The organism is Thermostichus sp. MS-CIW-38 (genome assembly GCF_054058415.1).
Map to the genome: position 1 here is coordinate 1 of NZ_JBSSAH010000059.1, position 11,033 is coordinate 11,033.

At 57.6% G+C, this 11,033-nt stretch carries 10 protein-coding genes; 1 reads left to right on the forward strand and 9 read right to left on the reverse strand.

The features are described 5' to 3' along the window. Window positions 1-220: 220 nt before the first annotated feature. The 9 genes from ACVWXZ_RS13725 to ACVWXZ_RS13765 form a co-directional block, all read right to left on the reverse strand. Window positions 221-1,711 carry a DUF2157 domain-containing protein gene (locus tag ACVWXZ_RS13725; RefSeq protein ID WP_457482647.1) on the reverse strand — a complete coding sequence of 497 codons (1,491 nt, stop codon included), beginning with the start codon at window positions 1,709-1,711 and terminating at the stop codon, window positions 221-223. Between the two features lie 17 nt (window positions 1,712-1,728). Beyond that, window positions 1,729-2,475: a phosphoribosylaminoimidazolesuccinocarboxamide synthase gene (purC, locus tag ACVWXZ_RS13730; protein ID WP_414344193.1), complete on the reverse strand. Its 747-nt coding sequence runs from the start codon at window positions 2,473-2,475 to the stop codon at window positions 1,729-1,731. A gap of 10 nt (window positions 2,476-2,485) precedes the next feature. Further along, a complete protein-coding gene (locus ACVWXZ_RS13735; RefSeq protein ID WP_457403996.1) occupies window positions 2,486-4,045 on the reverse strand; it encodes a sugar transferase in 1,560 nt (519 codons plus the stop codon). A 353-nt stretch (window positions 4,046-4,398) separates the two neighbouring features. Beyond that, the gene (locus tag ACVWXZ_RS13740; protein ID WP_457403995.1) at window positions 4,399-5,136 is read right to left on the reverse strand and encodes a class I SAM-dependent methyltransferase; all 738 of its coding nucleotides are present in this window, start codon (window positions 5,134-5,136) and stop codon (window positions 4,399-4,401) included. Window positions 5,137-5,213: 77 nt separating this feature from the next. Continuing rightward, window positions 5,214-6,137, reverse strand: a complete 924-nt coding sequence (locus ACVWXZ_RS13745) for an FAD-dependent thymidylate synthase (RefSeq protein ID WP_457441943.1) — start codon at window positions 6,135-6,137, stop codon at window positions 5,214-5,216. A 174-nt stretch (window positions 6,138-6,311) separates the two neighbouring features. Beyond that, window positions 6,312-7,070, reverse strand: coding sequence for a DUF4397 domain-containing protein (locus tag ACVWXZ_RS13750; protein WP_457403993.1), 759 nt, complete (start codon window positions 7,068-7,070; stop codon window positions 6,312-6,314). Between the two features lie 209 nt (window positions 7,071-7,279). Then, on the reverse strand, window positions 7,280-8,599 hold the full coding sequence (locus tag ACVWXZ_RS13755) for a bifunctional sterol desaturase/short chain dehydrogenase (RefSeq protein ID WP_457404011.1): 1,320 nt from the start codon (window positions 8,597-8,599) through the stop codon (window positions 7,280-7,282). 145 nt (window positions 8,600-8,744) lie between these two features. Further along, window positions 8,745-9,269 carry a DUF192 domain-containing protein gene (locus ACVWXZ_RS13760; protein ID WP_457403992.1) on the reverse strand — a complete coding sequence of 175 codons (525 nt, stop codon included), beginning with the start codon at window positions 9,267-9,269 and terminating at the stop codon, window positions 8,745-8,747. Between the two features lie 72 nt (window positions 9,270-9,341). Continuing rightward, window positions 9,342-9,518, reverse strand: a complete 177-nt coding sequence (locus ACVWXZ_RS13765; RefSeq protein WP_414389705.1) for a hypothetical protein — start codon at window positions 9,516-9,518, stop codon at window positions 9,342-9,344. Window positions 9,519-9,602: 84 nt separating this feature from the next. Between ACVWXZ_RS13765 and ACVWXZ_RS13770 the strand changes: the two genes are divergently transcribed. Beyond that, entirely contained in the window at window positions 9,603-10,886 is a 1,284-nt protein-coding gene (locus tag ACVWXZ_RS13770) for a serpin family protein (RefSeq protein WP_457482648.1), read from the forward strand. Window positions 10,887-11,033: the final 147 nt, after the last annotated feature.

Consider the following 11,033-nt stretch of genomic DNA (forward strand, 5'->3'; position numbering starts at 1 on the left):
CTTCTGCCATTTGTTTTCATCTAAAAAAACCAACTTCATCCTCTTTCCTCTATAAATCATTCTCTCTATCCTAACATAAGATCAACACGACCTAGCAAAGACATTGGGGAATACAAGCAGGTTCCTTAAACTTTGTAAATTCTTGTGAATTCCAGCTCAATTCCAGCTTTTTCCTTTGCTTGATCATGTAGCGGGGCTTGGCTTCCTAGAAGGGCAAGAATTAGAGACGGGAGAAAATCCGCCGCTCAAATTTCAGCCCCAGCCAGATTACCCCGATCCCACAGGCCACCAACACCGCCGACTTGGCCAACAGGCCGGTTGGGTACTCGAAAAAGCGGGTCAGCACCACCAGGGTTAGCCCCAACAGTCCCTGCCAGAAGCGCCCCCGCCGCCCTTGCTGTAGCCCTTCCCAGCAGAGCACTGCTGACAGCCCCAGCAACAGCAAGGTCACTATCCAGGGGGCAAAGAGGACCAAGGCTGCTCCTGCCGTCACGTTCAAAGGCACAGCGCTGCCGATCCCCAGCAAAAGCGCCAAGGCAACCAGAGAAATCAGAACAGCAGCATCCTTCAGCCAAGACGAAACGGGCTGGGATCCCTTCTCCTGCCAACCCTGCCACCAGCCCCAGCCCGCCAGCAGCAGCAACCCCACTGCCGACAAGCTCGCCCAGGGATCCCCAACGTTCCAGAGGGGATCCTCGGAAAGATCGACCCACGTCCCGACAAAGCTCCAGACATAGAGCAGGACACCCAACCCCAGCAGAGCCAAGTTCTGGGCTGTCGGGGCCAAATCCAAGCCTTGCTCCAGCTCGCCGGGAAGCTCTGGATCCCTTCCTTCAGTTAAAACCCGGCTTAGCCAAGGCTTATGGCGTTGGTGCCACAGACCCAACCCCCACACAACTGCAACACCAAGCAGATGCAAAAGGGTTAAACCTTGGAAAGAGCTGCCCAAACGCTCGGCCAGCCCTTGCAACGCCAGGCCAAAGTTCACCACGGCCAGGGCAAAAACCCAGCGAGAGCAACACCAATAGGCCAGAGGAACCAGCAGGCCCAGGGTCAACCAAGGATAGAGGAAGTTGACAGTCCCCCAATCCACGAAGTCGGCTACCATCCCCAAGCCCAGCAGAAGGCAGGCCAGTACACCACTGGGGCTGTGACGCAAGCCGTAGGCCATAGCCAAACTGCCCATCCCCCAGGCCCAAAACAAGCCTGCCGCGGATCCGCCAAGCTGAACCCACTGGGCCATCAGGCCAATACAGGCTCCCAGGGTCAGTTCACCGGCTATCAGCAGGGCGCTACCCAGACGCTGGGATCCCTGCTGCCAAACCTGGAAGCCAGCCACCTGCAGCCCTACCATGAGGGCCAAGCACCCCCAGGCTCTGGCCCAGCGGGGAATGGCAGCCCAGTTGGCCGCCACAAAGGAGATCACCCCTAGGCCCACCAGAACTGCGCCAAACAGCAGCAGCACCAGGGCAAATCGCCCGCCGGCTGAGCGTTGCAAACTCTCCAGTTGGTAATACGCCCGCAGCCGATCCCGCTGCTCAGGTTCAATCAACTCCTGCTCCACCCAGGCATCCAGCAGGTTGGCCAGTTGGCGGCGGAAACGCTCGCCGGGGTAGGGGGGGCGGGGAGAGGTCATGGCGGGATCCCGACAAGCGAAAGGAGGCTCGGGCGTTAAAGGAGTGGGATCGCTGAGGCGATTATAGTCCCTCACCCCTGGCTCCTCTCCCTCTAGGAGAGAAGGAATTGGGATCCCACTGCCTGAAGCACCCGCTGCAACACCTCCTGGTAGCCAGCTACTGGATCCCCCAGATCAAAGCGAAAGAGATCTTTATCCAGCACCCGCGGCTCAGATCCCCCCCGATCCCAAAGACGGCAGGTATCGGGGCTAATCTCGTCGGCTAGCAGGATCTCTCCCTTCTCGTCCAGGCCAAACTCCAGCTTAAAGTCCACCAACTCTAGGCGGCAGCTTCGCCAGAAAGCCTGCAGATGGTTGTTGATGGCCAAAGCCAGGGATCCCAAGCGCTCCACCTGCTCCGGCGTGGCCAACTGCAATAGGCGGATGTGATCTGGGGTCACCAAGGGATCCCCCAAGGCATCGTTTTTGTAATAGAACTCCACCAGCGGCGGCTCGATGGGAAGGCCCTGCTCCAGGCCCAGCCGTCGGCAGAGGCTACCCGCTGTGCGGTTGCGCACCACCACTTCCAAAGGCAGGATGTGCAAGGCTCGCACCTGCATCTCGGTGGGGCCGGTTTGGGCCAAGAAATGGTTGGGGATCCCTTGCTGCGCCAGGTAGGCAAACACATGGCTGGAGACGGTGCAATTCACCTCTCCCTTGCCGGCGATGGATCCCCGCTTTTGGGCGTTGAAGGCCGTGGCGTCGTCTTTGTATTGGCAAAGATAAACCCTGGGATCGGCAGTGCGGTAGATGCGCTTGGCCTTGCCCTCGTAGAGCAGCTCTTGGGGGGAGAATGGCATACGCTAACCCCTAGTATCCGGCCAGCCGTCCGCGGATCCCTTGCCAGAAGGTGATGGCCAAGATGCGCAGATCCAGCCACAGCGACCAGTTTTGCACGTAATAGAGATCATACTGGGTGCGGCGGGCAATGCTGGTATCCCCCCGTAGGCCGTGGATCTGGGCCCAGCCAGTCAGGCCGCTTTTCACCAAATGCCGATCCGGATACTTGGGGATCTCCTGGCTAAACTGCTCGACAAAGTAGGGCCGCTCTGGGCGGGGGCCCACTAGGCTCATTTCCCCTTTCAGGACGTTCCACAGTTGGGGCAGCTCGTCCAGGTTGGTGCGGCGCAAAAAGGCTCCTATCTTGGTTCGGCGCGGATCCCCGGGGCGCGTCCAGCCCGGCTGGCCGGCTGCCTCAGCATCCACTCGCATGGTGCGGAACTTGGCAATCCAAAAGCGACGCCCGTCCAAGCTCACCCGCTCTTGCCAATACAGAATGGGGCCAGGACTGCTGCAGGCTACCAGCAGGGCAATAATCAAAAACAGAGGGCTAAGCAAGATCAGGCCCAGGGAAGCTCCTAGGATGTCTACAGCTCGCTTGAGGAACCGGTTGTGGGCGTAGCGCAAAGGGGGCTGACGCAGAGTTAGCAGCGGGATCCCGTCGAGAGACTGCAGGCTGAAGTTCACCGTTAAAAAACTTAAGATATCCGGCACCAAGCGCACCTGCACCGACAATGTTTGCAAACTGAGCAACAGAGGAGCAGTTGCCAGCTCCGGTTGCCCAAACCACACCTCCTGCACTTCTGGGTGGGCTTGCAGATAGGCAATCAAATGGACCAGATCCAGACGCCCAAGAGCCGACCAGGAAGGCTCAAGCTGACTGCACAAGCAGGAGAGGGTTCCTCGGGATGAGCCGGACAGAGTCCTGTCGGCAGACTCAACCCCGCCAGAGGTAGGGCGGGCGGTGTTTAGTACTGGATATGAATCTTGACAGGGATCCCCATTTTGAGATGGGGGATCTTCCTCAAAAGAGCCTTGCTCTACGCCTGCCCAGGCGACTACCTGGAAGCCCAACTGCGGGGATCGCTGCAATCGCTCCAACACTTCCGCCAACACCGACCAGGATCCCACCCAGATGACCTGCCGCCGACCGTAGCCCCTAGAGCACAACCAGCCCATGCCCAGCCGCAACCCCACCCGTACCAAAGTCAAACTCAGCAGAGCCAACAAGCCGGCGTAGCCCACCACCAGCCGCGACAAAGAGACCGAGCGAACGAAAAAGGCCCCTGCCAGCACCAAACCAAACGTCAATCCCAACCCCACCAGCAAACTGGCCCATTCTTCAAAGCGAGACAAGCGCTTCGACTCACCGTATCCGCCTAAGCCCGCCTGAATGCCCCAATAACTGAGGGCGGTCAACAATCCCAAGGCCGCGTAGACATCCCAAGGCAAGAGCTGATGAGGACGCAAGCTGCGCAGCCAGTAGCCCGCCCCAAAGGCCAACCAAATACAAAGGCCATCGCCAAAACAGGCCAAGGGCACCCACAAACGATGCAGATCCAGACGAGTTTTATAGCCGCGTTCGGCCAAGGGTTATCTCCTTCGGCATCAAGACTGTTGACAATCTTACAGAAAAGATTGTGCATCTGAGGCTATTGGACAAGATCAGTGTTGACCAAAACTTGAATGGGTAGCCCTCACCAGATAATTCTATTGACGGCCCTTCCCAGCTTCAAATGACTTCATGCTGCTGACACAAAATAAGTTCTTTAAGTAATTGGGATCCTCATCATGCAAGAGATAAAAATCCCTGTTGAGTGGGTTAAGTACCGTCGGAAAAGGCTGTTGTAGAAACTACCAGAATTGCAGACATTGGATGTCGAAACATGAGAGTTTAAGCAATGATCAAAGTACAGTCTGAGAACAGCAATGATGACAGGATACTACGATTTCGTTGCCGGGCCGGCTACTGCCAGCAGAGATACACCAAAGGGCAGAGAAAACTTAGGTATCAGATAGGCTTCTGCAGCAAAAATACCCGTCAGCAGTCGATTGAGCCAAAGCGGCGGCATTTTCAGATCTTGGCTTTCCCTCAGGCGAAGCACTTTCTGCATTATGCGGATCCCTGAAATGATTGGGAAAAGAAAACTGTTGAAGAAAACAAGGGTATAAACTTCTAGACCTGAGCTTTTAAGCAACGACAAAAGTTGCCCGCGGGTATATCGTCTCTTGTGATGATTAAGCTCATCATGTAAACTCCACAGCCACGGATAAGCCGGAACAGTTACAACTAAGCAGCCAGATGGGGTTAACCTTTGACTGAGGGCTAGGAGAGCTTCTTTGTCATTCTCCAGATGCTCCAGCACATCCAGCAAAGCAATCAAATCAAATCGTTGAGAACCAAAGGGGATCCGGTTTGGCAACTCCCCCTCTGCCACGATCCCAATACCGCGAGCTTGGGCCAGCGGCAGTGCAATTTCACTCTTTTCCATAGCCCAAACTTTGCCAAATCTGGACAACATCTCCAGGTTGCCGCCGCTACCGCAGCCAGCTTCCAAAATATAAGCAGAGGGGGGAAGCGACAGGGATCCAATAACCCGACTCAGAATGTGACGGCGACCCAAAAACCACCAATGCCGGTCTTCCAAGCCTGCCATTTGCTCATAAGCTTCGGGATCCATACCCGTAACCCAACAAAAGATCAAAAACAGGATTAGCCGCAGAAGGGGTTAGCAGAGCATATCTATCTAAACTAAGTTTAGGGGGATAATCGAGCCTTTCCCCAGCGATGCTTACGATACCAGGCCGCCACGTGGGGACACCACGCTTCAAAGTGGGGCCAAATCAGTTCACACAGATGTTGAATTTCTCGTTGAGCATCTTCTTTGGCTCGTAAATCCAAAAAATGCATTAGACTACGGCAATTGAAAGAGACCACGAAGTGTTGTCGGATCCCGTAGCCAATGATGTTGCGAGCATCTTCATAGGGCAATCCGCACTCTTCTACCAGGCGATAATAAGCGATGGCCTGGCTGCGATATTGCGCAAGAATGATATCCAAAGCTGCGGGGGAGATGGGCCTAAAGCCTTGGCGGGTTTTGGCTTTGCCCTCCTTGACGCTGGCAGGAACGTAAAACAAAGTTTCCAGCTCTTGCAAAGACAAGGAGGACTCCGTCCCGCCACTGTGCTCCGCAATGTGCTCCGCACCGCTGACGCGATAGGCCTCCGGCCCGCTGACGCGATAGGCCTCCGGCCCGCTGACGCGATCGCTGACGCAACCGCAGCCGGTCTCGCCAACAGGAGCAGCAGTCTCGGTTGTGCTCCGCACCGCTGACGCGAACAAGAGCTTTTTGCCCAAATCGGCAATTTGCTGGCCTGTATATCGGAAGGATTGAACATCAAAAGAAATTCCCACCCGATGAGTACGGGCCTGTTGCATGACGGCGTGGGGAAAATAGCCCACCCCAAACGTGATCTGAGGATGCTCTAGAGGCCCATAGTGGCCACGGTTGCCCTCCAGCAAATGCCGCACCACGGCCTCTCCATGCTTTTCCGGGATCCGGCTTTCTGAGGTGACAAAATCAGGGCTGTAATCCTGGTGCATTGCCTGGTAGATGACCCGTTCTGGATCTGGGGTTTGATTCAGCACCACAACTTGAAACAAAGCATCCACAGGCTGCATCCCCTAGTGCTTCGCACCGCATGTTAGGATTCTGAGATCCTTGTAAGATCATATTGGCAGCGGAGAACGCCAACGGCATTGGCCTGCTCCACCACAGAGCATATTCCCTATCTGCCCCCACCCTGAGGTATTCCTTAACTCAGTGTAAGGAGAAGAGAGACCGAAACACCTTGGCTATAGGAGCCTGCGAGCTCGAGTTTCCTCTGCCAGCACCAGGCTTAGGGCCGGATTGCTGCGCAACAATCCCGCTACATAGAGGGTATAGACTTTCCCCGCCTCCAGCTGCAGGTCAAACCGCTGCAGGGGAATGCTCCGGCTGGGAGCCGACTGCACACCTGGCGCGGAGGCTGAAGGGGCTATGGCCACTTGAATTTGGGTAAAGCCGGGGCGCATAGCTTGAAAGGTGGATACTTGTCCAAACGCCAACTGGGGCAGCAGTACCCGCCCTTGCTCCCCTTGCCATTGCAGGGCCGGCGCATCAGGGGCAGCGTGGACAAACCGCACCAGGGCTTGATCAAAGGGCGGATGGATGTTGTCTTCCAGCACCAGGGCCGTCATGCGATTCGGCTCGTTGGCAGCAACCACCGAGAATACTCCCCCGCCCCTGAGATTGGCTACGGTTCTGGCCGCAACCAAAGAACTCGCAGGCTGGCCAGGGTTCTCAGGCGTTGAAAACAAAACAATGTCGTACTCGCCCGCCGGTATGCGCACGTACTCGCTCACCGAGCCATAGGCTATGCCCTGAGCAGCTCTCACCCCTCCCACTTCCAAGTCGATCCGAGGGGCATTGGGGGCCACATGCACCAAGCGCACTTGGACTTCAGAAACTCCCGCAGATGCCGAAGGCATCGGGATGGCACAGCCGGACAAAAGCCCCGACATCAACGATCCACCCACCACGCAGAGTACTGCGCCCACCCACCGTCGCACCATGTTCACGCTCACTCCTACTCCTCACACCCAACGCTCACCGGGGATCGAGCTGCTGTGTTCCGCCAAGCCAAGGGGCGCTCTCGCTCCCCAAAAGTTCGTATTGGCGCAAGGGATCCCACCCTGCTGACGCCAAGGAACCTGCTCTTGTCTTACTCCACTTTTGCGCCCAATGCCATAGAGCTATGGGACGAGTTGGGATCCGATCCCTTCTAAACCAAAGGGAACTCGCGGGACTTCGCCTCACCTGCAGCATCTGGGTTGGGGGCAGGGATCCCTGTCTGTTCGCGCTCGCGGGACGGAGTCCTTGGAGACCGACGGCTAAACAGGCGGAAATAGGTGCTCACGGCCAGCTCTTTCAGGGGGAAAAGCAGGTAGGTGAGGGGGTTGATGGTGACGATGATGTTGCGGCAATCTCGTTTGGCTTGAGCCAGGATCTGAGCGGCCACCCAATCTCCTGACATGACCCCGATGGGATTGAGCTGGCTCTTGAAGGGGCCGAGGATAAGCTTGCGCACCACACAGGGGGCATCCAGACGGCGCAGGGTAACCAGGTCTCCCAAAGCCCGCTTCGAGAGTTCATAGAGGGGACTGAAAGCAGGGCTGACCTCAGCTTCGGAAGTGTTGACCCACACCTCTTTGGTGGCCATTTCGGGGTTGCTGCGAACCGTTTGGAAGAATAGCTCCATCAGGCGCCAACTGGAGAAGGTATTGACGGCGTAAGACTGGCGAATGGCCTCGGGATCCCGATCCCCATGAACATTGAAGCCGTGGTTGAGCACCAAGATATCCACCCGCTCCAGCAGCTCTGCCAGGGATCCCTCTTGCCCCACCTGCCAGCGAACGGTCTCCACCGGCTGGATCTGGCCGTCCACTTCGATGTGAACCGAATCCGAATGGGAGCTGAGGGCGATGACTTTGGCCCCCTGCTGGTGAAAATGCTTGAGCAAGGCCCGGCCCAGGGTGCCGGAGGCGCCGGTGACGGCTACTCGCTTGCCTTTCAAGGAGAGACTGGTGCCCATGAGCCGATCTACGAGAGTCAGGGTGCCGCAAAAATAGGCGTTGGTATCGTCGAAGTGGTGCCGCCAGTGGTAGGCGCGGTTGACATGCCATTGGCTGGGAGGAACGGGGAAAGGCCCCGGCTGGTGGGTGATATCCGTCTGCAGGGCCAGCCCCCAACCCCGCAGCATACCAGCCACCCAGAAACTGGCCGAGTAGACCACCCCCACCGCTGCCGCCAGGCCGTACAGCCAGGATCCCTGGCCCAATACCACCACCCAAGGGATCCCGGCCAGGATCATCGTTGCCGCTTCGGGAACGTCGTGGTGCCACTGGGATTCTCGGTACAGCTGTGCATCCACCACGCTAAGGTCGGGGCGGAACAGGCGGTGGTGCAGGATGTGTTTGGGCATCAGCCAGGGCCACCGGTGGGCCAGCCAATGGCGCACATCCCGCACGATCTCAGCCCAAAGGATGGAGGCTAGGGCGACAGCCCCCACCCCTATCCAATGACTTACGCTGCTGACATCCATAGACTCGCTTGCGGTGGCCAAACCAATCCTGAGCTCGCGGTCGCCTCTTTTATGGACTCAGTTGGCGACTCTCAAAAATCATCGCAAAAATTCTTCAAAAGATCATCTGCGAGCCCGTCTTCCTTGTCCCCAAGGGAGGGAGAGATCAAGGGGCTGCGGGCTGAAGCTCTCGGATCTCAACCGGATCTCCAACGGCCAAACCCAAAGCAGCAGCCGTCCCGCCGCGGAACTCCAGCACACCGTCCACCAACTGGGAAGGAGGCGGCCCATAGGTGGGGCAGGGTCGGGCGGGGCAGCCGGGCACATCGGCGGCAATGTACACCACCTTGCCTTGGTGAAGGAAAATGATGTCCAGGTTAATCAGAGTGTTGAACATCCAAAAAGAAGCCGGCTGGGGCGGATCAAAGGGAAACCACATGCCCCGATCCGGCGGCAAGTCGGTGCGAAACATCAGGCCCAAGCGCTGCTGCTCAGGCGTGCGGGCCACCTCTAACTCAAAGCGTTGGCCGGCAAGGGTGACTTCCGCTTCAACCGGCAGTTGCTGGGGCTGCCCTATTGCCGGGGGGGATGGGGAGAGGGCTTCCGCCACCTGAGTTTGGGAGGCGGGAGATCTCTCCGGGGCAGCAGTACACCCCAAGCCGGATCCCAGGAGCAGTAGAGCCAGGCCCAAGGCGACTCTGCACCCTTTTGGAACGTGTATCGTGAACAGAACCATGTGGCGCTCTCCTGTGCAGGCTTCATCCTATCGCGCCAGACGCTGCTGCTGCGACTTGACCAGCCAGACGCAGGAAGTTCCCCCCTGGGAGAGCCTTGCCAATTCTTGCTTGCCGGAAGCGGCCTGTGCTTTTCCCCCTTGAGCGCAGCCGGAATGGCGGCTCTGGGCAAGGGCAGCCCACAACCGACCCGATAGCATAGCCATAGACTTTATCGTTCCCCACCCTGCCAGGAGAGCCGTATGAAAGACCCTTTCAATTTCAATTTCAATAGATTCAATAGATCCTCGGTGAGCCGGATCCCGCTTCTGGCTCTGCTTGGCCTGGGGCTCCTGAGCCTCTGGCCCACTCACGGGATGGGATCCCGTTCACAGGAAACCCCGGTGCGGATTCCCTTTGAGCCAACGGTGACCTATGGGGAAGGGTATGGGGAAAAGACCGTGGCCCAACAAGCCCAAAGCCGCTTTGCGCTGAAACTGTTTGATCACCTGCTCCGTCAGCAGCCCCAAGAGAACCTCTTTTTCTCCCCCTTGAGCATCCGCCTGGCCCTGAGCATGCTCTACAACGGCGCCTCTGGGGAGACTCAAACGGCAATGGCCGAGGTGCTGGAGGCACAGGACCTTTCCCTCAATGAGTTGAACTGGAGCAATGCCCAAATGGTGGGCTGGCTGGCGGAGGGATCCCCGGCAGGAGGGCCAGTCCAGGTGCAAATGGCCAACGGCCTCTGGGTGGATCAAACCCTCACCTTACAGCCCCAGTTTTTGCAGGCTTTGGCCACCTACTACCAAGCGGTGGTGAATCGGGTGAATTTGGGATCCCGGCAAACGGTGAACCAGATCAACGGCTGGGTGGCCGAGCGCACCCAGGGCAAGATCAACCGCATTGTGGATCGCCTCAGCCGCGAGGATTTGATGGTTTTGCTCAATGCCATCTACTTCAAAGGCGAGTGGACTCAGCCCTTCGATCCGGAGCGCACCCAAACTCAGCCCTTTACTCGGTTGGATGGCCGCCGCGTCCGAGTACCCATGATGGTTCAATCAGGTCGTTACGACTACCTGGAAACCGAGCAGTTGCAGGTGGTGAGCCTGCCCTACGGGGAAGGAGAACTGGAAATGCTGATCCTGCTGCCCAAGAAGGGAGTGAAGCTGGAATCGCTGCGGGCAGAGCTGAGCCCGGAAACTTGGCAAGAATGGACGGGATCCCTGCACCCCCGTGCAGGTTCGGTGCGGATCCCGAGATTTGAATTGGCTTATGAAACGGATCTCACTTCAGTTCTACAACAGTTGGGCCTGGGGACTGCCTTTTCCAACCGAGCCGATTTCAGCCAGATGACCCCAGAGCCAGCGCGGATCAGCAAAGTCCTGCACAAAGCAGCAATTGAAGTGAACGAAGAGGGATCCGAGGCGGCAGCCGCTACTGGGGTGATCGTCTCCCGGACTGCTGTCGACCGGCAAGAGCCATTTCAATTTGTGGCAGATCGGCCCTTCTGGTTTGCCATTGTGGCCTCCGGATCCGGCGGCAACCCAGCGGCCCAAACCGTGTTGTTCATGGGATCCCTGGTGGATCCTGAATAAGGGGATCCCTCAGGGCAGCTTGCTGACTTCTTACCGGGCGTGCAGATCGCTCTTCAGCTAGAAATCGCAGGAGCCCCGCACTGTACCCGTAGGGTCAGTGTCGGGAGGAATGCGCTTTGATGAAGTACAATGAACTTATGAGCCAAG

Coding starts and splice junctions, on each gene's coding strand:
- ACVWXZ_RS13745 (WP_457441943.1), bottom strand. CDS start 6,137: ATGCAGCCTGTGGATGCTTTGTTTCAAGTTGTGGTGCTGAATCAAACC.
- ACVWXZ_RS13765 (WP_414389705.1), bottom strand. CDS start 9,518: ATGGCTATGCTATCGGGTCGGTTGTGGGCTGCCCTTGCCCAGAGCCGC.
- ACVWXZ_RS13740 (WP_457403995.1), bottom strand. CDS start 5,136: ATGGATCCCGAAGCTTATGAGCAAATGGCAGGCTTGGAAGACCGGCAT.
- ACVWXZ_RS13750 (WP_457403993.1), bottom strand. CDS start 7,070: ATGGTGCGACGGTGGGTGGGCGCAGTACTCTGCGTGGTGGGTGGATCG.
- purC (WP_414344193.1), bottom strand. CDS start 2,475: ATGCCATTCTCCCCCCAAGAGCTGCTCTACGAGGGCAAGGCCAAGCGC.
- ACVWXZ_RS13755 (WP_457404011.1), bottom strand. CDS start 8,599: ATGGATGTCAGCAGCGTAAGTCATTGGATAGGGGTGGGGGCTGTCGCC.